At 58.5% G+C, this 23,788-nt stretch carries 26 protein-coding genes; 10 read left to right on the forward strand and 16 right to left on the reverse strand.

The genetic code is table 11. The features are described from left to right. The 4 genes from BUB54_RS21145 to BUB54_RS09975 form a co-directional block, all read right to left on the reverse strand. On the reverse strand, nt 1-209 hold a 209-nt coding region (locus BUB54_RS21145; RefSeq protein ID WP_217652478.1), incomplete at its 3' end, for a hypothetical protein. Nucleotides 210-333: 124 nt separating this feature from the next. Continuing rightward, nucleotides 334-1,449, reverse strand: a complete 1,116-nt coding sequence (locus tag BUB54_RS09965; RefSeq protein ID WP_073211529.1) for an IS110 family RNA-guided transposase — start codon at nt 1,447-1,449, stop codon at nt 334-336. 381 nt (nt 1,450-1,830) lie between these two features. After that, nucleotides 1,831-2,058 carry a 50S ribosomal protein L31 gene (gene rpmE / locus BUB54_RS09970; protein ID WP_048878498.1) on the reverse strand — a complete coding sequence of 76 codons (228 nt, stop codon included), beginning with the start codon at nt 2,056-2,058 and terminating at the stop codon, nt 1,831-1,833. Nucleotides 2,059-2,118: 60 nt separating this feature from the next. After that, a complete protein-coding gene (locus BUB54_RS09975; RefSeq protein WP_048878497.1) occupies nt 2,119-3,021 on the reverse strand; it encodes an alpha/beta hydrolase in 903 nt (300 codons plus the stop codon). 96 nt (nt 3,022-3,117) lie between these two features. On the opposite strand from BUB54_RS09975, the gene BUB54_RS09980 reads away from it, so the two are divergent. From BUB54_RS09980 to BUB54_RS10010, 7 genes are all read left to right on the forward strand, one after another. After that, nucleotides 3,118-3,474, forward strand: coding sequence for a CidA/LrgA family protein (locus BUB54_RS09980; RefSeq protein WP_073211532.1), 357 nt, complete (start codon nt 3,118-3,120; stop codon nt 3,472-3,474). Beyond that, nucleotides 3,467-4,201: an LrgB family protein gene (locus BUB54_RS09985; RefSeq protein ID WP_048878495.1), complete on the forward strand. Its 735-nt coding sequence runs from the start codon at nt 3,467-3,469 to the stop codon at nt 4,199-4,201. Before BUB54_RS09980 ends, BUB54_RS09985 begins: the two co-directional genes overlap by 8 nt. A 180-nt stretch (nt 4,202-4,381) precedes the next feature. After that, complete coding sequence (locus BUB54_RS09990) at nt 4,382-4,726, forward strand: hypothetical protein (protein ID WP_139284866.1); 345 nt, start codon at nt 4,382-4,384, stop codon at nt 4,724-4,726. 12 nt (nt 4,727-4,738) lie between these two features. After that, nucleotides 4,739-5,401: a beta/alpha barrel domain-containing protein gene (locus BUB54_RS09995; RefSeq protein ID WP_048878493.1), complete on the forward strand. Its 663-nt coding sequence runs from the start codon at nt 4,739-4,741 to the stop codon at nt 5,399-5,401. Then, nucleotides 5,392-6,174, forward strand: coding sequence for an SDR family oxidoreductase (locus BUB54_RS10000; RefSeq protein WP_048878492.1), 783 nt, complete (start codon nt 5,392-5,394; stop codon nt 6,172-6,174). Before BUB54_RS09995 ends, BUB54_RS10000 begins: the two co-directional genes overlap by 10 nt. 3 nt (nt 6,175-6,177) lie before the next feature. Continuing rightward, entirely contained in the window at nt 6,178-7,437 is a 1,260-nt protein-coding gene (locus BUB54_RS10005; protein ID WP_048878491.1) for a DNA polymerase IV, read from the forward strand. Nucleotides 7,438-7,468: 31 nt separating this feature from the next. Then, complete coding sequence (locus BUB54_RS10010; RefSeq protein WP_048878490.1) at nt 7,469-7,972, forward strand: flavin reductase; 504 nt, start codon at nt 7,469-7,471, stop codon at nt 7,970-7,972. A gap of 11 nt (nt 7,973-7,983) precedes the next feature. Here BUB54_RS10010 and gshB read toward each other — a convergent pair whose 3' ends face one another. Then, nucleotides 7,984-8,931 (reverse strand): glutathione synthase, encoded by a 948-nt coding sequence (gene gshB, locus BUB54_RS10015; RefSeq protein WP_048878489.1) that lies wholly within the window; start codon nt 8,929-8,931, stop codon nt 7,984-7,986. A gap of 30 nt (nt 8,932-8,961) precedes the next feature. Beyond that, nucleotides 8,962-9,291 (reverse strand): hypothetical protein, encoded by a 330-nt coding sequence (locus BUB54_RS10020; RefSeq protein ID WP_048878488.1) that lies wholly within the window; start codon nt 9,289-9,291, stop codon nt 8,962-8,964. Between the two features lie 281 nt (nt 9,292-9,572). On the opposite strand from BUB54_RS10020, the gene BUB54_RS20765 reads away from it, so the two are divergent. Both BUB54_RS20765 and msrB read left to right on the forward strand, forming a co-directional pair. Continuing rightward, entirely contained in the window at nt 9,573-9,737 is a 165-nt protein-coding gene (locus tag BUB54_RS20765; protein ID WP_158320094.1) for a hypothetical protein, read from the forward strand. Nucleotides 9,738-10,015: 278 nt separating this feature from the next. Beyond that, nucleotides 10,016-10,432 (forward strand): peptide-methionine (R)-S-oxide reductase MsrB, encoded by a 417-nt coding sequence (msrB, locus tag BUB54_RS10025; RefSeq protein WP_048878487.1) that lies wholly within the window; start codon nt 10,016-10,018, stop codon nt 10,430-10,432. A gap of 104 nt (nt 10,433-10,536) precedes the next feature. On the opposite strand, the gene BUB54_RS10030 is transcribed toward msrB, so the two are convergent. Continuing rightward, a complete protein-coding gene (locus tag BUB54_RS10030; protein ID WP_048878486.1) occupies nt 10,537-11,898 on the reverse strand; it encodes a beta strand repeat-containing protein in 1,362 nt (453 codons plus the stop codon). 395 nt (nt 11,899-12,293) lie between these two features. After that, nucleotides 12,294-14,057 (reverse strand): chloride channel protein, encoded by a 1,764-nt coding sequence (locus tag BUB54_RS10035; RefSeq protein ID WP_048878485.1) that lies wholly within the window; start codon nt 14,055-14,057, stop codon nt 12,294-12,296. 42 nt (nt 14,058-14,099) lie between these two features. Between BUB54_RS10035 and rsmA the strand changes: the two genes are divergently transcribed. After that, complete coding sequence (rsmA, locus tag BUB54_RS10040; RefSeq protein ID WP_048878484.1) at nt 14,100-14,927, forward strand: 16S rRNA (adenine(1518)-N(6)/adenine(1519)-N(6))-dimethyltransferase RsmA; 828 nt, start codon at nt 14,100-14,102, stop codon at nt 14,925-14,927. Here rsmA and flgA read toward each other — a convergent pair whose 3' ends face one another. From flgA to BUB54_RS10080, 8 genes are read right to left on the reverse strand one after another with little or no spacing between them, the layout of a single operon-like run. Next, nucleotides 14,928-15,650, reverse strand: coding sequence for a flagellar basal body P-ring formation chaperone FlgA (gene flgA / locus BUB54_RS10045; RefSeq protein ID WP_244890765.1), 723 nt, complete (start codon nt 15,648-15,650; stop codon nt 14,928-14,930). Next, nucleotides 15,604-19,038 carry a hypothetical protein gene (locus BUB54_RS10050; protein ID WP_048878482.1) on the reverse strand — a complete coding sequence of 1,145 codons (3,435 nt, stop codon included), beginning with the start codon at nt 19,036-19,038 and terminating at the stop codon, nt 15,604-15,606. Before BUB54_RS10050 ends, flgA begins: the two co-directional genes overlap by 47 nt. A 12-nt stretch (nt 19,039-19,050) precedes the next feature. After that, nucleotides 19,051-20,268, reverse strand: a complete 1,218-nt coding sequence (gene flgL, locus BUB54_RS10055) for a flagellar hook-associated protein FlgL (protein WP_048878481.1) — start codon at nt 20,266-20,268, stop codon at nt 19,051-19,053. Nucleotides 20,269-20,288: 20 nt separating this feature from the next. Beyond that, nucleotides 20,289-20,714 (reverse strand): hypothetical protein, encoded by a 426-nt coding sequence (locus tag BUB54_RS10060; RefSeq protein WP_048878480.1) that lies wholly within the window; start codon nt 20,712-20,714, stop codon nt 20,289-20,291. Beyond that, nucleotides 20,711-22,048 carry a FliI/YscN family ATPase gene (locus tag BUB54_RS10065; RefSeq protein WP_048878479.1) on the reverse strand — a complete coding sequence of 446 codons (1,338 nt, stop codon included), beginning with the start codon at nt 22,046-22,048 and terminating at the stop codon, nt 20,711-20,713. The genes BUB54_RS10060 and BUB54_RS10065 overlap by 4 nt, the downstream gene beginning before the upstream one ends. After that, on the reverse strand, nt 22,045-22,701 hold the full coding sequence (locus BUB54_RS10070; protein ID WP_048878478.1) for a FliH/SctL family protein: 657 nt from the start codon (nt 22,699-22,701) through the stop codon (nt 22,045-22,047). The genes BUB54_RS10065 and BUB54_RS10070 overlap by 4 nt, the downstream gene beginning before the upstream one ends. Then, complete coding sequence (locus BUB54_RS10075) at nt 22,698-22,970, reverse strand: hypothetical protein (protein ID WP_048878477.1); 273 nt, start codon at nt 22,968-22,970, stop codon at nt 22,698-22,700. Before BUB54_RS10075 ends, BUB54_RS10070 begins: the two co-directional genes overlap by 4 nt. A gap of 5 nt (nt 22,971-22,975) precedes the next feature. Beyond that, the gene (locus BUB54_RS10080) at nt 22,976-23,788 is read right to left on the reverse strand and encodes an OmpA family protein (protein WP_048878476.1); all 813 of its coding nucleotides are present in this window, start codon (nt 23,786-23,788) and stop codon (nt 22,976-22,978) included.

Below are 23,788 nucleotides of genomic sequence, written 5' to 3' on the forward strand. Positions count from 1 at the left end.
TCTGATGTTCGTTGTCCAGGGTTTTCGGCATGATGGCGCGCGCCCCAAAGCTTCTGGAGTTGTCCGAAATATGAATGTTGTGCAGCGCAGGAGGCAGAGCTGCTGAGACGACGGTTTGCAGACTCTGATGCGCGGGTTGGATACCGCATTTCCGTGTGTTCGTCCGGGGCTGCCTCGATCTGCCAGCGGGCATCGACAATGTCGGCCACACAATTCGTACGAGAGTTCCCCACCGGAGCCCTGCCTCCAGCGTTGCACAACAATGATGCTGGTTGGTCCTAACGGTTCTCCTGTACCGAGGTGGAATGAGGCGTTGGCGGATATAGTGGGCGATCAGGTTGCATGGGGTTCGACTTCTCGCCCGATTGCCCAAAGGAAGGCGGCCATTTCCCGGGCGATTGCCACCGTGACGACCGACTGTCGTTTACCGTGCGCCATGAGCTTGCGGTAGCGGCTGCACAGCCGGACCTGGGCTTTCCAGGCGATGTCGGTGACCGTTTTCGTCAAGCCGGTCTGCCGCTCCTGCAACAGGCGGCTCATACGGGCTGGGAAGCGATAGGTCCAGGCGCCCTCGATGAGCACGCGGCGGGCTCGGCTGTTGCCGGCTTTGGTGATGCTCCCGCGGCGAGTACGTTCGCCCGTGGAGTTTTCAGAGGGGACCAAGCCGAGATAGGCCATCAGCTGACGCGGATTGTCGAACCGGCGCACATCGCCGATTTCCGCGACAAAGGTGACTGCGGTCAGGAAAGCGACACCGCGCAACGCCTGGTAGGCAGCGATCACCGGCGCCATGGACCATGAGGCCGCTACTTCGGTGACCTGTTCGGTCAAGCGCTTGAGCCGAATCTCGGCATTCTCGATCGCCTGGCGATACTCCGCCAGCACGAGGTACTGGGCGGGATGCTCGAAGCTCTGCTCGCACAGCCATCTTGTATGCGCCCTGGTCCATACATCACGACCGGTGAAGACCCGGCCATGGCGGAGCAAAAAGGATTGCAAGTGCTGACGGGTGCGCCGCAGATCCTCCATTGCAGCCTCTCGGACGCGCACGAGTTCCCGGACGGCCTCGTGTCCCGGATCCGGCACCCAAACGGCGGTCAGCTCTCCCGCACGGTATAGTTTGGCCAGGGTCAGCGCATCGCGGCGGTTGGTCTTGACCCGTTCGCCGGGACGCTTCGGGATCAGTGAGGGCGCGACCACGATGCATTCGTGGCCGAGCCGCGTGATCTGCCGATGCAGACCGTAGCCGGTTGGTCCCGCCTCATAACAAAAAGCCAGTTCCCCATGCCGCTTGGCAAGCTTCGTCACAAGCCGCTCAACCACCTCAGGGGCGCTGTCGATATCGCCGATGAAGCGCACCTCGCCATCACGTCCCTCCTCGGCCACTGCCACCGAGATCTTCAGCTTCGATGTATCCAGTCCCACGTAGACTTTGCTATCCTGTCGCACGGCTCGTCCCCTATGCGAGAGGCTCGGCGTCGGCCCATCCGGCGCAACCCTCGCTCATCGCATATTGCGGGTGAGCCACCTCTCAGACAACGAACATACGGTCTTCTAGGGCCCAGCGTGGCGCTGAGTGCCGGGCTGCAGAGCCAAAGCCTATCCGTAGCGCAGAAGCAGAATTTTACTGGCTTGTCTGCCTCTCTCGCATGACCGTCAAGCCGCACCCCATGCCGGGCTGAGAGCCACAACCCTTACACCATTCTAAGAATGCCAATCCACAAACCATAACCACCCCATAAACAAACCCCGCCGAAAATTCGACGAGGTTTGTCTGCAGTCTGAGGGCTCCGCAAAGGGGCCTTTTTCTTTGGCGGTGATTGCTGCGTCTTACTTCTTGCGCAAACCGATGCCAGCGAACTTCTTGTTGAACTTGGCAACCTGACCACCCGTGTCCATCACGCGCTGCACCCCGGTCCAGGCCGGATGGGACTTCGGATCGATGTCCAGGCGCAAGGTCTCGCCTGCAGAGCCCATACAGGATTTGGTCTTGAATTCAGTCCCATCGGTCATGATGATGGTGACCTCGTGATAGTCCGGATGAATGTTGGCTTTCACCGTGTAAACTCCATGCAGAAAAAGCCGCCGATCCCGACCGGCAGCGAGGAAGGCCCGGATTTACGCCGCCGGGGCCATAGATGCAAGGGTTGCCTTGGCAAAATCCGCCGCTTCGGCCAGGGCTTGACGGGCTTCCGGTAGAAAAGACTGATTGATCTGCCAGACATGCGGAAGGTTGCGCCAGATGGATAGCTCCGCCTGGCCGTTTGCGGCTTGGATCTTTGCCGCGAGGCGGGTTGAGTCGTCTAGCAGAACCTCTCGATCGGAGACCTGTACCAGCACAGGGGGCAGGCCGGACAAATCACCGTAAAGGGGGGAGGCTTGTGGCGTGTCGGCCGGGACGCCGTTGAGATATAACGCCGCGACCTCGGGGATACGGCTGGCGATGAGGGTGCTGTCTCGTTTATCGTTGGTTTGGATGGACGCACCAGTGACTGCCAGATCTGTCCAGGGGGAAAACAGTACCAGTCCTGCGGGCATGGGAAGCTCCGCCTCGCGGGCCGCCAGAAGTAGCCCCAGCGCCAAGCCGCCCCCGGCGGAATCCCCCGCCACCACAAGTTTATGCGGGTCGTGGGACATGATGAGAGCGCGGTAGGCGGCCAAAGCGTCCTCAATTGCGGCTGGAAAAGGGTGTTCGGGCGCCAGGCGATAGTCCGGCGCGAAGACCTTCAGGCCGTGCCCAGCAAACCCGCCGGTAATGGGGCGGTGCGTGACCGGGGAGCAGGCGAAATAGCCGCCGCCATGCAGATACAGCATTAATCCGGCGGAAGCCCTACCGCTTTCCGCCCATTCGCCGGTGACGCCGCCCTCTTGCCCTGGGGAAAATGTGACTCCCGAGACGTTCACGGGCGGCTGCTGGTCAAAGGCCGCCCGTGCTTGGTCCGGTGTAAGAGACTTGGCCAGCTTGCGCTTGATGAAAAAGCGCAAAAACGGATGCACAACGTAGGACTGCCAGCTTGGCATAGGTTTGCGACCCTGAACGGTTTACGAGAACAGCTCCATTATGATCTGACATGGCGCCTTTATCGTGCTGTGCAAGAGTGTCGCGGGAGATTTGGCGTGGTCAGAGCGCTGACAATATTGGTTTTATACCAGCTTATCGGTACTGTTTTGCAACAAGGGACGGGGCTGCCCGTGCCGGGGGCGGTAATCGGGCTGGTCCTGGCGCTGGGTTGGTTTTTGAAATTCGGCCCGCCGGGGGATGATCTGCGGCTGACCGCCCAGGGGCTGCTGAAATATCTTGGGCTGTTGTTTGTACCCGCCGGGGTAGGGGTGGTGAATCAGCTGGGGATGTTGAGGCAGAACGCGGTTGCGATTCTGATTGCCATTGGGGTGTCCACCGCGCTTGGTTTGCTGGTGACGGGCGTGACAATGCAATGGTTCCTCTCCAAGCGGGAGGCGAAGGGTCATGCATAGTCTGTTGCCGCTGCCGTTTTTCCATATCTGGGTTTATTTGCGGACGCAGCCGCTGCTCGGGTTGGCCGCAACGCTCTGCGCCTGGGAAGTGGCTTGCATGATCGATCGGCGGGCGGGCCATAAGGCGTTGACCAACCCCACCGTGCTCGCGGTGCTGATGCTGGTAACAGCGCTGCTGGTCACAGGCACCAGCTATCAGACCTATTTCACCGGCGCGGTTTACATTCACTTCCTGCTAGGCCCGGCCACGGTGGCGCTGGCGGTACCGATGTATGCCAACTGGCCCGCGATTAAGCGTAATTTCGTGCCAATTCTGGTATCTTTGGGCGCTGGTTCCGTGGTGGCGGCAGTCTCGGCCATGGTGATTGCGCGGGCGCTGGGGGCGCCGCACGAGGTTGTGATGTCGCTGGGGCCCAAATCCGTTACTACGCCGATTGCGATGGGGGTGGCGCAGGAGTTGGGTGGGATTCCTGCCCTGACGGCGGTGTTTGTGATCATCACGGGCATGTTCGGTACTTTGATCTGCGTGCCCCTGTTTAAAGCAGCGCGGGTGAAGGACTGGCAGGCCCAAGGGTTGGCGGCGGGAACGGCGGCGCATGGAATTGCCACCAGCCATATGATCCGGCTGAATGAGACAGCGGGCGCGTTTGGCGGCTTGGCGATCGGGCTGAACGGCGTGGTCACGGCATTGATTTTGCCGGTTTTGGTGGCGATCTTCGGGCTGTAGCCGGCTCTGGCGGGAAAGTTAAATGCCGTTTCGGTTGTTGCTATGAAACGGTTGTAACGGCTGGATGATGTGTGCGGGAGGCTGGCTGCTTACGCCTTGCTCCGCCATGGCTTGCCACTCGCTCATGTGCCGGGTTCGGTTGAGGCGCTGTTCTCGCACGGCTAGGCGGTGGTGGAGTTGTTGTCTGCGCTCAGCGGGTTGGTGATTACGGGCTCGCGGCGCGGTAGATTGTCTCGCCGGGCTTACGACCGATACGTTCTACCGATCGTTTGGCAGCATCGGCTGGCGCATCTCACGCTGCTGTATGGGCTGATTCGGCAAAACCTGCCCCCTTATGGCTGGGTGATGCGACTAGGGCCGGTTCTGGCGCATCGGCTCGTTCGGTTCAGCCTTTGGTTTGTGCCGTTGTCGCCGCGTTTGTCTCTGGCCGCCGCCATGCTGCGGCCTCATGTGAGAGAGCGGTCCTTGGTGCAAAATAATAAGAAATTTTTATTTTCAGTTATTGCTCCCCCTGGCCGGCAATGAGAACATTCGGGCATGGATTTTATCTTCATGCTCACACGCCAGGACCGTACGGTGCCTGATTGTCTGGCGGTTCTTGAGGAAATCGTGCCGCTGGGGCTGCGCCATATCGGGTTCAAGGATGTAGGGGTAGATGCGCAGACGCTGCATCTGCTCAACCAGCGGATTAAGGCGCTGGGGGCTGTGAGCTATCTGGAAGTGGTGGCCACCTCGCCGGACACCGCGCTGCACTCCGCGCGCATCGGCAGGGAAATCGGGGTGGACAGGTTGCTGGGGGGGACCCAGGTGGCCGAGACGCTGGAGATTTTGGCGGGCAGCAAGGTCGATTATTACCCGTTTCCCGGTACGCCGACGGGGCACCCGACACAGCTTGGTGGGGATGAGTTGCAGGTGGAGGCGCATTGTGCGGCATTTATTGCCCAGGGCTGCGCGGGCGTGGATTTGCTGGCCTATCGTGCGTTTGAGGCTGATCCGCTGGCACTGGTGCGCGCTGCGCGGCGGGGGGTGCAAGGCAAGACGCTGATCTGTGCCGGCGGGGTGGACAGTCCCGCGCGTATCGCCGCTTTGCGAGAGGCGGGAGCGGATGGGTTTACCGTGGGCTCCGCAGCCTTTGACGGCACGTTCGCGCCGGGTGAAACTCTGACCGGGCAGTTGAAGGCGATTCTCTCATGCGTCTGACAGGCAAAAGGGTTTTCATCACCGGGGCCGGCAGCGGTATTGGTCAGGCCGCGGCACAGAAATGCGCTGCCGAGGGGGCGCGCGTGATCTGTGGGGATCTGAACGAGGCGTCGGCGGCGGCGAGCGTGGAGGCCATCCGCTCGGCTGGTGGCGAGGCGGTGGCCGTGATCGGGGATCTGACCGATGAGGCCGCTTGTGCCGCGATGTTCGCCAAGGGGGCCGAGGCTTTTGGTGGGCTGGATGCGTTGTTCAATAATGCCGGCATTTGCCGGGGAGATGATGCAGGTCCGGTGGAAACGTCTCTGGCAAGCTGGAATGCCACCATCGCTGCCAATCTCACCTCAGTGTTTTTGTGCTGCAAGGCGGGGATTCCGTATCTGCTGGAATCCGGTAAGGGCGTGATTATCAATAACGCCTCCATCGTAGCGATGGTTGGCTCGGCTTTTCCGCAAATCGCCTATACCGCTGCCAAAGGCGGGGTGCTGGCGATGACGCGGGAAATTGCCATTATGTATGCGCGCCGCAAGCTGCGGGCCGTGGCCATTTGCCCCGGCCCCACCGCCACGCCGCTGGTGAAGGCGTTTCTGGCGGATGAGGAAGCCTGGAAGCTGCGGCGGCGCTATCTGCCGATGGGACGGCTGGCGGACCCGGCGGAGATTGCCAATCTGGTCGCGTTTCTGGCGTCCGATGAGGCCAGCTTTATCACCGGTTCAGCCTATACGATCGATGGCGGTCTGACGGCCGCTTATGTGATCGATGATTCCGTGACTTAAGCTATGCCCGGCCTCTGCCGCGATTGTGATGCGCGGGTGGAGGGGCAAAGCTGCCCCCAATGCGGAGGGGTGCGGGTGGTGCGCCACCCTGAATTGTTCAGCCTGGCCATCGCGCATATCGATTGTGACGCGTTTTATGCGGCGGTGGAAAAGCGCGACCGCCCGGAATTGCGGGACAAGCCGGTGATTATCGGCGGTGGGGTGCGCGGGGTGGTTTCCACCTGCTGTTATATTGCCCGGATTTACGGCGTGCGCTCCGCTATGCCGATGTTCAAGGCCCGGAAGTTGTGTCCGCAGGCGGTGGTGATCAAGCCGGATATGACGAAATATGCTGCGGTTTCCCGCCAGATGCGGGAGATGATGGAGGCGCTGACCCCGCTGGTGCAGCCGCTTTCGATTGATGAGGCGGCGCTCGATCTCTCTGGTACCGCCACGCTGCATGGCGCGCCGCCCGCCATTGTTCTCACGCGCCTGGCGCGGCGGGTGGAGGCGGCGTTGGGCATTACCATCTCCATCGGACTGTCGCGGAACCGGATGCTGGCCAAGCTGGCCGCTGAGCGTGGCAAGCCGCGCGGATTTTTCGTTCTGGGCCGGGAGGCAGAGGACGTACTGGCGAATGAGCGGCTGGGGCTGCTGCCAGGCTTTGGCCCGGCGTTGGTGAAAAAGCTGGAAGCCAGGGGGATTGTGACCATCGCCCAGCTAGCGGCGCTGGACCGCCATGAGGCCGCGAAGCTGGGCCATGACGGGGCGGCCCTGGTGGCTCGGGCGCGCTTGCAGGATGACCGACCTATCCGCCCGGAGCGAGAGAGCAAATCCATCAGCGCGGAAACCACATTCGAGACCGATATCGCGGACCGTGCCGCGCTGGAAGCCGAGCTGTGGCCGCTTTGCGAGAAGCTGGGCCGCCGCCTGCACCGGGAAGATCAAGCCGCCGCTGGGCTGGTGCTGAAGCTGAAAAGTGCTGATTTTCAACAGCGTACGCGCAGCCAGCGTTTGCCTGCCCCCACCCGGCTGGCGGAAACTATATTTGAAGCTGCACAGCCCTTATTGGCGCGGGAGGCGGACGGCACCAAATTCAGGCTTATAGGTATTGGCGCTGCCCCTTTGGCGCCCGCCGCGCTGGCGGATCTTGGGGATTTGGCCGACACATCCACCCCGCGCCGCCGCGCCCGGCAAGAGGCGATCGACCAGTTAAGGGCGCGTTTTGGTGAAGGGGCCGTGCAGCGTGGCCGTGCCTTGCGGCCTGTTAAGGGGAAGGGTTAGGAGAGACCCACCGTTTGAGGGAGAGTGACAGATGACCGCCGTCATTGACCGTGCATTGTTTCGGGAAGCCATGGCGCGTATGGGGGCTGCGGTGAATGTCATCACCACCAAGGGGCCAGAAGGCGATGTGGGGATGACGGTGTCCGCCGCCTGCTCAGTGACCGACGACCCGGCGACCATGCTGGTCTGTATCAACCGGTCCAGCCATCATCATGAGATTTTCAAGCAGGCGGGGGTGATCTGCGTGAACGTGCTGACGCATGAGCATGAGAAACTCTCCCCCATTTTCGCGGGTCAGGGCCATTTGCCGATGGCGGAACGCTTTGCCCATGGACGCTGGATAAGGCTGGCAACTGGCGCGCCAGTGCTGGAAAGTGCCGCCGCCGGGTTGGATTGCAAAGTGAGCCAGAGCGTGGATGTGGGCACCCATACGGTATTTTTCTGCGAGGTGCAGGCGATTCACCTGGGCTCGTCCAGTTCCGGCCTTGTTTACCACGGACGGGCCTATCACCAGATTCTGCACAAGCTGGGCTGAGACGCCGGGGATTACCCGGCGCGGATGGCCTCGATTTTCTCCATAATGGCGGCGGCGAGGTTCAGATTATCGAACCGTGAAATCTGCTGCAGGCCGGTGGGGGAGGTCACGTTGATTTCGGTGAGGTAGTCGCCGATCACGTCGATGCCGGTGAACAGCAGCCCCTGCTCTTTCAAGGTTGGGCCGATGGCGGCGCAGATTTCCTGCTCGCGGGCGGTGAGTTTCGTTGGTTCCGCTTGACCGCCCGCATGCATGTTGGAGCGCGAGTCACCCTCGGCAGGGACGCGGTTGATGGCGCCCAGCGGCTCACCGTCGATCAGGATGATCCGTTTATCGCCCTTTCGCACGGCGGGCTCGTAACGCTGCACCATTAAGGGCTCGCGCGAGGCGGCGAAGAACATATCCAGCAGCGAGCCGAGATTTTCATCGTCGGGTTTGATGCGGAACACGCCGATTCCGCCATTGCCAAAGAGCGGTTTGACGATGATGTCTTTATGACGCGCGCGGAAATCCCGAATCGCCTGCCGGTCCCAGGAGACCAGGGTGGGGGGCATTAAATGCGGGAAGTGCATGACCAGCAGCTTTTCCGGTGCATTGCGTACGGAGACCGGGTTGTTAACCACCAGCGTTTTCGGATGGATATGCTCCAGCAGGTGCGTTGCGGTTATATAGGCCATGTCGAAGGGCGGGTCCTGGCGCATCAGCACCACATCCATGCTGCCGAGGTCGATCACGTCTTCCGGCCCGAAGGTAAAATGGTCCCCGGCGATATCCCGCACGGTGACAGGCTTCACGCGGGCTTTCAGCACCGCGCCATCCAGCCACATATGCGAGACCTCATAATGCCAGAGCTTGTGGCCGCGTGCCTGGGCTTCCAGCATCAGCGCGAAGGTCGAATCGCCGGTGATGTCGATGTTGTGCAGCGGGTCCATCTGCACGGCAATGTTCAGAGACGCCATTTTATCCTCATATCAAGCCGCTATAGGCTATCAGGAGGACGCGCTGCGCTCCAGTGCCGCCGCGGTGGTGGGGCGGGCCAGACTTTGCATGCAGCTCTGCGGATTAGCCCCATTGTCCGGTACCACCGCCGCGACACGAGGCACGCCATGTGAGTCCGGGTATAGAAACACGTTCAAACCACAGACCGGCGAATGGTAAAGCCAGACCTGGGCCGGGCCATCCACACGCCGGAGCATGGGCGGGCCAAAATCGGCCGCTAAAACTTGCGGGGTGGAGCCTTTAAGCGCCTGTTCAGACACGGGCAGGGAAGCAATTGAGTCCTGAGAGCCGGGGGCGGCACAGGCGCTGAGCAGAGCCATCCCTGCCAGACAAGATGAAATTCGAAAATACGCCCGCTTTGCCATACAGCCTCGGGAATTGGAGAAGCGGATGTCTCTTAACAAAGCAGCATTGGTTGGGACACTGGGTGATGCGGGGTTATCAACATTTTTTTTGCTGCGTCGCATAAAATAATTGCTGCATTGCGCCAAAAAATTTGTCACAATTTTTTCAATGCGATGCCTTATTCGCGCCTTTGTTACAAAGCATTGTTTCGGTTATGGACGTGTCGTCCGCATTAAAGAGGTCGAGAAGTCAAATCATGTCTGCGAATATGCTCAAAATTGAAGCCGAACTCCGTCAGGCCGTTATCGACCGTTTGATCGCGGCTTCGCTGAATGACGGTAAGCCTGCCCGTGAAGCGACGCTGGAGCGTTGGCGGGCATTGGGCACGCAATCGTCCAATATGGAGCAGAAATCCGCCTGAACAGAGACGGCTGGATTTTGGGCCATTCAGCGCCATGAAGTGGCGGGATGTCTGCCCAGGATTATGAATTCACTCGGACTGATGCCGGGCTGACAGGGCATCTTCTGGCAAGATGTGAACAAGATGTGAAATAGAGCGGACGCACCCCATGGGCCAAGATAGCCTGTGGGGTGAATTAGTTTGGCCATAGTCAGTAATTCGCGCGAACATTGATGGGTTGGTCTCGGGAAAACTAGGTCTATATTAACTCCGGACCTAGTACCGGAGAGGAGACTCCTATGAGTGCCGTTGATGAAAAACGGTTTCCGTTCACATTGAGCGAGGCCGAGTGGCGCAAACGTCTGACACCGGAACAATATGCCATATTACGTGAGCACGCTACGGAGCGTCCTGGCTCCTGCGCACTAAATTATGAAAAGCGCGCTGGCAGTTTCAGTTGTGCCGGGTGCGACCAGCTTTTGTTCGTGTCAAACACAAAATTTGAAAGCGGTACGGGGTGGCCGAGCTTTAATGACCCTGTCGATGGGGCGATCGATACAAGCATAGATCGCAGCCATGGCATGATTCGGATCGAGGCCCATTGTAGCAATTGCGGGGGGCATTTGGGGCATGTGTTTGAAGATGGCCCGCCGCCGACGGGCTTGCGCTATTGTATTAATGGTGAGGTCTTGAACTTCAAGCCTGCGGTCGACTGAGAATGGCGGCGTAGGGTAGCGAAACCAGCTATTTCAGAATGTGCCAATAAAAAACCTGCCTTGCGATGCAAGGCAGGTTTTTCGATGGGTAAGGTGTTGCTGGTTTAGATGTAGGTAATGGTCCCAGCAGAAGCGTTGACGCTAACCTGGCTGGTGGAGACACCATTCAGAGTAATGACCGTACCATCCGTCAGCAGAATCTGGGTAGCGCCACCGCCAATGGCCGAGCCGACAGTTTCCACAGAGAGGCCGGAGGCGCCAGGGCTGAGCAGGTTGATGGTGGAGTTGCCGCCGAAATCAGTGATAGTGAAGGAACCACCGCTCACTGTCTCGCCCTGGCCACCAAGAGTGGTGAAGGTGCCAAGCACGTCATAGGCGTTTTGCGCACCGGTGACCGTGGAGCCGGTCAGAGTGGTGGACACAACATTGCCCAGGAGGAAGGTCTGTGCACCAGAGCCGCCAGCGGAAGCGAGGCCGCCTGTCGCTGTCACAGCGCCAATACCCGGTTCTTGGAAGCCAATCGCGAAGCTATTATTTGTGCCGCCACCGAGGAGGGTTTCCGTGCCGGCGCCACCGAACAGGTAGTTTTGGGCGCCGCCTGACACCAGCGTGTCGCCATCTCCGGCACCAACCAGGGTGGAGCTGCCCGACCCGCCATTGAGGGAGTTGAAGCCCCCACGCCCGCCAACTGCAAAGATACCGGCGGAACCACCAAACGCGGTCACAGCACCTTGCGCGTAGCTCAGCGTGCCACCGCCAGTTGTGTAAACGCCCGAGAAAATGGTCGCGGCCTGAGAGGAGTTGTTGATGAAGTCGAGGCTGCCACCAGCATTGTTGAGGAAGTGAACCTCAACCTGGGAGTTGCCTTTGGCGCTAACGGTCGCATTATCGGAACCGCCAACATAGACATTGGTCGTGGCCTGGCCAACAGCAGTGACAGACTCGAGACCGTTCGTGCCATTGAAGGTAACGGTGTCGTTGCCGCTCGAGGTAACCGCCTGATTGACGGAGTCCCCGCCGACATAAATGGAGTCGTTGCCGCCAGCCGCGAAGATGCTGCCCGAACCGCCGGAAACGGAGTAGTTCACGTTGCTTTGAGCGCCCAACAGAGCGAATGTCGTGGAGTCTGCCGCGGTAACGGTCAGGTCACCAGGTGCCTGCACTACAAGATCGGTTACGCCAGCGTTGACGGTTGCGGCATAGGAACCAGAGCCGCTGGTAGAAGCACCCGTGCTGTCGGTGTTGGAAATGGCTTCGTAAGAGCCAGTGGTGCCGCTGGCGCTGACAGATGTCCCAGCGGCGATGTTGTAATTCAGGAACGCTTCGGTGCCTGATGTAATGGCACTACCAACGCCGTTCAGATAAGTCTGAAGAAGGTTGTTAATCGTGCTGGGGAACGCCGAAGGGACGCTCAGAACCCCTGGTTGGCCATTATAGCCGCCATTAATCGTTAAATTACCACTCATAAGCCACCCTCACTTTCCACCTTTGACCAGACTATTAATCTATGCCGCACTGCAGAATCAAGAATAACAACGGGCTGATTTTTTTAAGATTATGTTGCCAAGCTCTTTAGGGTTGGATGTATTTTTGGATATTGTTATTTTTTGAGATAATTTGGTCCGAGGAGCTATAAATTCCGACATAAGAATGATCGAATTGTTATTTAAAAGTTAGTAACGAGAGGTTTTCTATGTCATAAATTGTTTATAAATATGACTTTGTATCAAAAAACAACTAAAAATTATATTATGATTATTTTTTGCTATCGATTTCGATAAATGAAATGAATAAAAAGTGATGAAGGAGATTTGTTAAACTACCGGTACCTTTCTGATTATTAACAATCCCCTTACCTCAATCACTCGCCTGAAACTTCCCGGCGTTTGCGGTCAAGCTCTTCATTGTAGCGGCGCAACGCATATTGCTCGGTCAGCAGGCCGAGCACATGCCGGGTTTCGGGGCCATCCAGTACCGCAAGCGCGTCTGCTTCGGCTTTTTCGAATCGGTCCAGCGCCTCTTTCACATTCATGCCGGGCAGCAGGAAATAGCCCTGATGATGCAGAATGTCCTTAACCAGCCGGCCTTCGCCAGTAACCACAGCGGCTTCAGCCGGGTAAACGATTCCGGCATATTGCCCTTCCGAATCGGTAACGATAGCGCGCTGTGTCGCACCAAGTGGCACTTCCTGCCGGAACACCGCCAATGTCGTCTCAGGACGGGTGGTGGCTTGCACGGGGCGCATCATCCGGCCGACGGTGAGGGCATGAATCCAGCCGACATCCACGGCGGAGCGAATCTGTTCGCCGCGTAGATGGAAGCGCCATGTCGCGAAGGAGTAGCCAAACAGCCGGCGCACGGTAATTGTGGCGGCGATGGCGGCGGCCAGAACGGCCATGGTAACGGCAAAATTGGCCGTGGTTTCCAAGGCCAGGAAGGTCATGGTCATGGGGCCGCCCACAATGGCAGCCGCCAGACCGCTCATGCCTACGATCGCATAGAGCCCGGCCGGCATGTGGGTGACGAAGGGTATGACCCAGACGATTCCAGCGAAAACCTTACCGAACAAGGCGCCCAGGAACAAAGAGGCGAAAAACAGGCCGCCGCGAAACCCGGTGCCGATCGAAAAGGCCGAAGCAATGGCCTTGGCCAGAAAAATTCCGGCGACGGCCAGAAACGGGAAGGATACATTTATATAGCTGTGCAGGGCGGAGTGACCGGAGGACATGGCCTTGGGTGTCAGACAGCCCAGCAGCCCCACCACCGCGCCACCCAGCAGAGGCCGCAGCCAGATCGGGATGCCGCTGCGGCGGATGGCTTCTTCAATCAACGTGACGCCGCGCATGATGACGATGCCGGCGATGCCGCAGGCCACGCCTTCAATGAGGATGATGCCGTATGCTTCCTTTGGCACTGATGGCGGCAGATTGACGATGAGCGGCGGCGCACCAAAACCGAGCACCTGTACGATCAATGTTCCCACTAGAGCGGCAATGACCACGAAGGGCAGGGTGGCTACCGAATAAACGCCGATGATCAGTTCAATTCCATAAAAAGCCCCGCAGAGTGGCGCGTTGAAGGCCCCGGCAATGGCCGCGGCCGCGCCGCACCCGACCAATGTGCGCAGGTCGTTCCGCCTCACCCGGAAATTCTTGCCGAGCCAGGAGGCAATACCTGCGCCGAGCTGGGCGTAACCGGCCTCCATGCCCACTGAGGCGCCAACCCCGTTGGACCAGGCGGTTTGCATCGCCACGATCAGAGAATCCAGCAGCGACATGCGTCCGCCATACATGGCGTTGGCCTCAATTGGGTCCACCATTTTGCGCGGCCAGATTTTTGCCAGAAACCACAGGGACACGCCCAGAATCACACCGCCCAGCATTGGCACGGCAATGGCGCGCAGCGGGTCCAGGACAGGAGACTGAGACAATTCCTGCCCAGCGGGCAGGTCGAACAGTTTTTGATGCATCAGCCGGGTGGCGGAGTTGATGATAACCACGCCAAGACCCGCCAGCAGCCCCACAACCGCCGCCAGCATGGCGAGCCATACCTCATCCGCCCGCACCAAGGCGCGTAGCAGCCGGGGAACCTGCACAAAGCGCGGCCGGTCAGACGGTGTATCCACACCTCTCTGTTGCCATGGCACGGCATAGGCTAACAAGCGGGCATGGCTGAAATTTCATTGCCTTCTTTGGCTGAGACCATTCGCATTTTCGATTTGCGTGCCGATAAATCGCTCGGCCAGCATTTTTTGCTGGATCCATCCCTGCTCGCGCGCATTGCCGCGGCCGCGGGAAATTTGGCCGGGTTGAATGTTATTGAGATTGGGCCCGGCCCAGGCGGGCTGACGCGCGCCTTGCTGGAAACCAAGGCAGTCTCTGTCACCGCTATTGAGTTTGACAAGCGTGCCGTGGCCGCCATCACGGCTCTGGCCGCAACTACGGATCGGCTCCACATTATTGAAGCGGATGCGATGAAGGCCGATTTGCCCGCCTTGGTGCCCGCGCCGCGCGTTGTTGTTGCAAATCTACCTTATAATATAGGTACGCTGCTGTTGGTGAACTGGCTGCAGCAGGCGGCGGAATTCCAGTCTTTGACTTTGATGTTCCAACTTGAGGTGGCCGATCGCGTTTGCGCCATGCCCAATAGCCGGACCTATGGCCGGGTGTCGGTGCTCGCGCAATGGCTGTGTGATGTGTCGATGTTGATGCGGATTCCTGCTGGAGCTTTTGCGCCGCCGCCCAAGGTGGAATCAGCGCTGATCCGGCTAGTGCCGCGCCCGCACCAGCCCACGCGCGAGGAATTGAAGGCCATGGAGCGCCTGACCGCCGCCGCATTTGGGCAGCGGCGTAAGATGCTGCGTGGTGCCTTGAAGCCGCTGGGCGGCGAGGCGCTGTGCGCTGAAGCGGGGATTGATGCTTCCCGCCGGGCTGAGACGCTCAGTGTTGAAGAGTTCGTGGCGCTGATGCGGGCTTTGATGGCCCGCGATAGCTGATTAATCCAGCCGCACCACCACGCCAGTCGCGGTGACCTGGGCAGAAAAACGCCGCCCGCTGCTATGGTTGGTCAGGAGAATGGTGTCGCCTACATGGCCAGGCTGATCCGCTACCGCATCCAGCGACAGCTCAACCCCGCCGCTGTAAACATGCACAGTCACGAGTTGCCCGGCTTTTACCACCAGGGGGGATTGTACGTCGTTTTGGGTGATGATCATGCCGGTGCCGAGCGACATTAGCGCGCTGGCGCCTTCAATTTGTGTTGGGTTGCTGAAAACCTGCCGCCCGGCGAAGGACTGGACCGGTAGCTGTTTAACCATGAGGTCCGCGGCGGTGATGGTTTGTCCAGCATTAACGGGCTTGGCCGCCACCACTACTGCTTCGCTTTGTGCCAAGGTGACGGTGACATAAAGAGTCCATTGCGGTGAGGTGCATTGCGCAGCGGCTTGTTCATAAGGCGCTGTGCCGCTGAGTGTGACGGTGAGTGGCACCGTGCAAGCGGGCATGTATGCCGCCCCCTTCACGGGCCCGAGACTCACGCTGGCTCCAGGCGGCGCTAGATTTTGCGCCGCCTGTTGCACCGCCTTGGCCACAGCCTGCGGGTCTTGCTTGGTTTGGGCCTGGGCGGCCAAAGGCCAGCAGACCAGCATGATGAAGGCCAGGAAGCGCATGGTGTTATTCCGCCGCGCTGGCCAGCGTGAGGCTGGTGGACTGGTCGACATTAGCCCACGCGGGCGGTTCATCTTCAAGGCTGGGCAGAGCCAAGGCCGCGGCGCGGGTCTGAGCGCCTTGCCGCAAGGTTTCCTTTAGATTTTGCACGGCGTTTTGTACGGCTTTGCTCCAATTTTGCTTGATGTTTGGCAGGCGCAGTGCTCCCAGGCTTTCCGGTATGTCCAGCCTTTTGTCCACAATAAGGCGGCATCCGGCGGCGGCTGCGAGCAAGGCGTGGTAATGGTCTATATGTGTGTCGGCGCCCATTGGACGTAGCATGATCTGCGGGCCAACCTGTGACAGCACATGCAACCAGGATTGTTCGGTTTCCGGCGGGGTAATGCGTCCCACAGCTTCGGGATATTGTACGCCAGGCCGTTCCACAATCATCCAAGCTGCGATGTCCAGTGTCTCTTTCATCAGTTCAGGGAACCAAGGTGGTGAGATGCCTTCATCGATCCAGAGAATACGGGGTTTGGTGTTGAGCCCCTTACCGGATTCGAAATCCTGCCAATAGCGGTTAGACAATGCGGGTCGCCAGAGCGATACGGAAGCTTTTGTTAGATTACTCAGATTGCTCACAAGGCCGGGGGAGGTCGCGAATATGCGCTCAGCAGCGGCCAGGGCCGGTAAGGCGTCGGGTTCTGGGATTGCGGTATATAGGGCGGTATAAGGCAGGCTGTGGTTATGGGACGGGAGTAGAGGATTGACCCTCACCCAGCTTTCCGGAGCGCGGCGGCCCAACTCGGCAGCTCCCGGCAGCCCTTGCACCCAGTCTGCCTCCAGCAAACCAGCGTGGCGTAGCGCCCGCACTGCGTTAAGGGGCGCGCCTGATTGGGCAGGATCACCGCTTAAAAGCAAGCTGGACGGATCAGTCGGGATGGCGCGGACAAGGCCGGTGCGGCGTTCGGGGGCCAGTAGGTCACCATGCAGGGACAAAGCAGGGTGATGGTACGGATCTGCCCACGACAAAGCCTGTGCCGCAGGAGAGCCGTTACGGAAACTGCTCTCGGTATCCGCCATCGGTACCGTATTGGGCGGCATGACGAGGCTGACATCTGGAGTCCAGACCAATCTAGACCCTTGGGCACGAAGCTGAGCGCTTAAATCAATCCAGAGGGCATCGCCGTTCAAATCGGGGTCGAAGTTACAGGCTGAAAGTGCTGCGCGGCGGGCGATTAGGCCGGGAGGGCTGATAGCGCTGGCTTCTTGGTCCACCATCAACCAGCCGCCGGGGCCAGGGTCCAGGGGGCCGTGGCCAGCGCCCAATCGTGTATCTGCGCCGATTATGAGAGGGCCCATCACCTGTCCCTGCTGCCCATCTGCGCTCGTCTGGACGATTGTTCGTGCGGCTACGGCTGCGACGCGGGAGTCTGCGAGCCGGGCACGCAGTATTTCCTGCCAATGGGGCGAAATCTCTTGCATGCGCGCATCCAGGATAACGACAAGCTGTGTTTCCGAGAGGGCGACGGCCTTTGCAAGGGCAGAGCTCGTGGTGAGGGCTGAGACGGCCAGAACCTTCCCTTCCAACGCCTCGCGCTGATCTGAAACTGCATCGAAATAATTCTGCATGGGGCCGCAAAGGTCTGCGCCAGCGAGAATGACGGGACCAGAGAGCGGCTTGCCGGTGAACAAGGCAGTCATCCACTTATCCAGCAGAGGAATGTCCGCGCCATCGCATAGCATGATAAGCGTGGTGCCCGGGTCTTCCGTCAGTCGGACATGATGGAACAGGCCAGGATATTGGCGGTTCTGTACTTCGGCCTTCATGCCACAATTGGCCAGGTGCTGCTTCAGTGCCTCAGCCGCACGCGCACAGAAGAGCTGCTGAGAGATATCGTCACGTTTGCTTCCAGCGCTGCGCGTAAAGATAGCCTCTGGCAGCCTCTCGACCTTTGCGCCCTGTGCGGCAAAGCGGAGTTGCATATCATATTCTTCTGCGCCGGCCATTGCGGCGTTAAAGCCGCCTGCTACCCGAATAGCCCGAGTGCTGTACCAGACCCAGTCTCCGATATAGGCGGATTGGCGCAATCGGGTGATATCCCAGCCGGGCTTGTGTCGGATCCATGCTCCATTTGTTCCCGGCACGATTTCGTCTGAATAGAGCATATCCGCGTTGGTCTGCGCGGCCAGCATTGCGAGGCGCAGGCAGCCATCCGGGGCGATGGTGTCGCCAGCGTTTATGATCGCGACATAATCAGCTTCCTCAGTACATAGATTGGCTTCTTCGCAGAGGTGGCGGGTCATCGCCTCTGGTTCAGCCGGAACAGTAATGGTCTCGAATCCTTCAACGGCCAGCGGATCGGCGGAGAGAATTTTGACGATGTTGGGTGCATTCCATTGACCACGCAGGCTCTCCAGAGTGTCATTCACTGCCGGGGCGCGACCGCTGGGAGCGGCGATTAGTACAGCAAGGCGCGGTAGGGCACCTGTTGTTTCGCGCAATTTCATCAGCCTGGTTTTGGCGCTATCATCAGTACGTTCCACTGGACGTATTGAGGCCGTGGATTGATTGGGCAACGCCGCAGTCTGCAAGGCTTCGCCGTTGAATCCAGGCAGAGCACGCCCGCGACTGGCGCTGATTTCGCTGAGAAAACCAACCAGATCTTCTGTCTCTGCGGCTAGGCCGTCCCATAAATCTGGTTGGAAGTCACGGGCGAGGATAGCCTCCCACGTACGGGTAACAAGATCGTGTAGCGGGCGAGTGAGGCCCTCGCGAGGAAAAGGTTCAGCACGGTTCAGTTGACCGGTGAGATAGCTGCTTGCTTGTGCGAGCCCATCACCATTCTTCTTTTGAAAGGTCAAGCCTAGCGATGACTCGATTAGACGCAGCTCTTGTGTAGGTTGGGCGAGTAGGTCGTGGTAAGTCAGCCAGCAACGCGGCAAATGTCGGGCAAGGCGTTCCGCATCTGTGGTGTAGCTCATCCACAAAAGCAGCGCATGTGCACGGGTGAGACCGTTTTTACGACCTTGGCTGGCAGCTGAAACCCATGGCTCACGAAAAATGTGTACTACGTGTGGCTTGTGACCAGCTTGGCGTGCGGCGCGTTCATAAAGCGGTAACGTACGGCAGAGATGGGGATGCTTTAAGCCCCAGAGCCTGTCTTGGGGTGTGAAACGCTGACGCAGAATTTCTTCAAGTCGGGATAGAAAGGGTGCCGTATCGGGACGTTCTGACCAGCCTTTCGGAAGGCCACGTACATCTGTCCAGTCTACTGAAAGATGGTTGAAGAGATTCACATCTAGTTCGATTAGTTCAGGAATCTCGTAGAACCCCAGGGGATTATGCTCATTGGGGTCGGCTTCGTTGTAAAATTTTACGCCTGCGCGCTGTAGCGCGCCAGATAGCGCTGAGGTACCGCTGCGGTAATAACCGACAATGAAGATAGCGTCCGTCATAGCAAGTCTTTCTTAAAGATATTGAAAAAGGCTTAGACCTTGCGCGGTACTGAAAGCCTTCATCGCCGCTTGGACGGCGGTCATCGTTTGGTCGAGAGCCGTAATCGCGGTAGGCATGTCTACGGCAATGGCTTGGTTTACCGTTGTTTGTACGGCGGTCTTTTGCGACGTGTTACCTGTGGTAGCAGTTGAAAGTGCCTGCAGAGTCACGCCATTCTGCGCCTGAGCGGTCGTCACAGCTTGCTGATACTGCGCAAGACCGGCGAGGCTCTGGTTCAGAACTTGATTGGTCTTCGCGGTTTGTGCCGGCGTTGCATTGGTGTCGCCCAATGCGGTGGAGATTTGTTTGAGTAAGGAAAAGACTGATTGTGGGCGGGACGGAGCAATGGTGAAACTGTCCCCATTAGCCGGGGAACCGGTGATGTCATAATTGACACCCGCCAGTTGCACACTTGTCTGGTTTGTACCGTTACTGTTCAACGTGCCAGTTGAGATGGTGCTCCCGCCTTGTGATGCTGTATAGGTGGTGGTCGTGCCAGATACGGCGAAGCTCACAGTGATTGGCGAATTTCCATGCTGGAAAGCATTGGCAGTATTGGCGTTGACTAGCCCTTGCTGAATGATTTCTCCGGAGCCGGTATTGCTGCTATTGGCGGTTACGGAAGTTGTGCCGTCTCCGGATAAGGCTGAGGTAAATACCTCTCCCGTGACCAACGTATTGGCGGTTTCGCCAGGGCTAATACTGGCCTGTCCCTGCCCCGCATCGCCGAAATAAGCGATGTTGCCGTTGGAATCGATCTGAAACGGTGCCAGCGTACCGCGCGAGCCGCCAAATAGATAGCTCCCATTCGGTGCAACCGTGTTGCCTATGGATAGCAGCTGCTGCGAGGCGCTTTGCACTTGTGTCGCCAGCGCGTTACGGTTTTGCGAACTGGTGGTGCCGTTGAGCGCCTGTACTACAATGGACTGAACATTATCCAGCAGCGAAGTCACGGAGCTGTAGGCATCATTAGCAGCGCCAAGTTGGGTTTGAATTGCGGCCTGGGTGGTGGTGTCGTTGGTCAGCTGGCTAATCTGGTCATTTCCAAGGGCAGCGGTTTCGTAAGCGGCTGGGTTTTGACTAGCGTTTTGCACTTTCATCCCAGTGGAGATCTGTTGCTGAAGCGTGTTTATCTGCGCTTCCTGCGCGGCCAAGCTGGTGCTGAAGTTGTTGTAGAATGACAGGTCCATTTTTGGGAATCCTTTGGCCTTCAGGAAAGAGTTTCGGTAATTTTTATATGTTGACGATTGCGCTCCGCACGGCTTTGCGCCTCGATAGCTTCTTGCCGTAGGGACGCCTTGAGGCGCTCTTGTAAAGCCTGGCGGTGGGCGCGTAGCTCCGCTAAGGCGGCAGCACAGGCATTACGTTTGGCTTCCTCTACAGCAATGGTCTCCGCGAGCTGGCCGCTGGCATTTTGTGCCTGTGTGGTGAAGCGCCCAGCGCGCTGGGCCTCGGCTGCTTGTACGATGTCCCCTGTTTGCCAGCCCGCTGCCAGCCTAGTCTGATATCCGGCCAGAACGTCGCGCTGTGCTGCGTAACGTTGCAAGTTGAAGGTGTGTTGGCTCAAAGCGTCCAGCAAGGAAGCTTCCTTGGCTGCAGCGAGAAGTTCCAGCTTGGCTAGTGCTTGCGGCTTCATGGTTCATCCCCAAAAACAGAGCGCAGTCTGATTAGAGCTTCATCCAGCCCTATCCGCACTTCGGCATCTTGGCGCAGCAGCGCTTCCATTGCGGATTGACGATGCAATGCTTCGTCCAGAATGGGATCGCGCCCAGGTGCGTAGGCGCCAAGATCAATGATGTCGCGCTTCTCCTGTTTGCGTGCCCAGAGAGAGCGGAATCGCTGGGAGAGGTGCAAATGCTCTTTTGCCACCAGGTTCGGCATGGGACGTGAGAGCGAAGCGCAAATATCAATGGGAGGGTAGATTGTAGCCTCTGCCATGGCGCGGGAGAGGACGATATGTCCATCCAGGATTGCACGAGCGGTATCCGCTACCGGGTCGCTTACATGGTCGTCGCCTTCGACCAACACGGTATGGATGGCCGTGATGGAACCTTGTCCTGGCCCGCCATTGCCGGCACGTTCCGCGTAAGCCGAAAGCGCGCCGAACACAGAAGGGGGATAGCCCTTGCTGGCGGGGGGCTCCCCAGCCGCTAACCCAATTTCGCGCAGCGCCATAGCGAGCCTGGTAAGGCTGTCCACCAGCAGAAGCACATGCTTACCTTGGGCGCGGAAGGACTCTGCAATAGCGGCGGCACGGTAGGCGCCATGAACCCGTGCCAGGGGCGTATCATCCGCGGGAGAGGCCACCACCACCACACGTGACAGGGTTTCACCCAGATGATCCTCGATAAATTCCCGAATTTCCCGTCCACGTTCACCGATCATCGCCAGTACCACTACGTCTGCGCGGGAATGGCGGGCGAGCATGCCAAGTAGCGTGGTCTTACCCACGCCCGAACCGGCGAACAGTCCTACCCGCATTCCGCGTCCGAATGTGGTGAGGGCGTTAATGGCGGTCACTCCGACGTCAAAAGGCGTGTCGATTCGGGCGCGTTCCATGGGATTAATGGGATTGCCTAGCATCGGCCAGGGTATTGTGGCTTCGGGCACGGGACCGCCGTCCAGTGCTTTGCCCCGAGCATCCAGTACTCGTCCAAGCAGAGACGGGCCGGTCAGCACTGCCATTTCTGTTGTTTCCACCCGTACCCGCGCGCCACGCATGATCCCGCGCGTCCCTTGCTCAGGCATTAGAAGCAGGCTTTCGGCCTCGAACCCGATAATCTCTGCGGCGGCTTCGCCACCTTCCTGTTCTACCAAGCAGCGTGCGCCTATGGGTGCGTGCAGACCACTGACCCTCAGCTTCTCTCCATTTGCCCATAGCACGCGCCCGTACCGGTGCACTGGTGCTTCTGCCAGAGCTGCGCGCAGATGTGTCTCGGCTTTGGATTTGATGTTGTCTAGAGAGATCATTCCGCCTCCTTCTTAGGCAAGCTCAAAGCCGCGCGTATTGCCTCAAGGCGGCTTTCTAACCGGGCGTCCCATTCGGCTTTCTCCAGTGGATCGCCGCCATGAGCTTGCAGTTCCACCAATGCACCTCCTGGGGTAATGCTGTCATCAGCCACCAGCTTTGCGCTTGTTGTAGGAAGCTTCTCCTGTACAATCTGTAAATCAGTTGGATGTAGACGGATCTGTAATGTTTGTCGGTTGGATTGGTCTGCTGCCGCGTCCCGTAGCAGCTTGGTAACCAAGCCCGCCAATTCGGTACGTGCTTGCCCGCTTTCTCCACCTGCGATATGGCAGGCAAGCTGAAAAGCCATGTCCAGCACCAGTTCCGCCAGCGCTTGCTCTTTTTCCGCTAGAGGAGCGGATAGCTGATTGATTGCTTGGCTTAGCGCGGCAATGGCCTGCGTTAATTTCTCCTCCTTCGGCACCATGACGGCACGGGCTGCTGCTTCACCTGCTTCTTTAGCTTCAGCAATGGTATTTTCTTTTAACTTAGCAACCTCTTGTTTCACCCGCCGTTGAATTTCGGCTTCCTGCGCAGCGATCTCGGCGGCTTCCTTCGCCAGGACCGTCTGTACAAATTCTTTATTACGCTGGCGTGAAACAGTTACAAAGCTCATGGCTCAGCATCGCCATGGCTATGCAGGCGGCTTTTTCCAGTAATAATCTGGAACATCTCGCCACACAATTTAACGACGGGAGAAAGCACGGCTAATGTGGCACGCACCAATAGCCCCACTGCCAATGCCTCCAATAGCCAGGCTCCCGCTATGGCAGGGTTTGTGAAGTTGGCAGGCTCATGCACGGCGGCCCAACCGGTTAAGGCCGCAAGACTAACTAGAAAGGGGCTGAAGATTTTCTTTTGTTTGCCGGATTTTGCCTTGGCCATGGTTATTAGTCCTTGGAATTATTCTGTTCTTTGTTTGAGGGTGGTGCTTGAACCACCACCACTACCCGCCGATTTTGGGCGCGCCCAGTGTCGGTGCTGTTGTCGGCGATCGGTGCGTATTCGCCAAACCCTTCGGCAGCGAGATTCTCACCAGGGACGCCTGTCTGCATAAAAAGTTGTACAACAGCAACGGCCCGTTCTGCAGAAAGAGACCAGTTAGATGGGAATTCTGGTGTCGAAATAGGCTGATTGTCTGTGTAGCCCCGGACTACGACATGGAAGCCAGGTGGCAATTGCGTTAGTCCCTTTCCAACTTGCGTAAGTAGCTTTGCCGCATCAGGCTTTAGAGTTGCTTCGCCTGAGGCGAACAATACTGAAGCATCAAGTTGAATGCTGAGGGTCAGTGGTGCGTTGTTGATTGTGACTTGATGCTTGTCGATCATTGGCTGGAACATGGATTTCAGCTTCAAGGAAAGAGCTTGGAGATTTTTCATCTCTTGATGTAGCTGTTTCTCCATCTTCGCTGGAATTTTTGCAGGAGCCGGTGGCTTGGGGATCGGTGAGCTGTGGTGCTGCAGTACGCCGTGCGAGCCGGATGGCGTAGGAACGAGAATTGCAGGAGGGGCGCCATGAAACGCCTCGATGAAGGCTTTGGCAATTTCCTCCTGCTTGTATTTGTTGCGGGTTGAGGACGCATAAAGCACAACGAACGTCGCAAGCAGCAAGGTCAGAAGGTCAGCGTAGGAAATAACCCAGCGCTCGTGATTTAGATGGGCCTGATGCTTTTTCTTTTTGCCATGATGCGGAAACTTAGCCAT

The organism is Acidocella aminolytica 101 = DSM 11237, assembly GCF_900129125.1.
GTDB lineage: Bacteria > Pseudomonadota > Alphaproteobacteria > Acetobacterales > Acetobacteraceae > Acidocella > Acidocella aminolytica.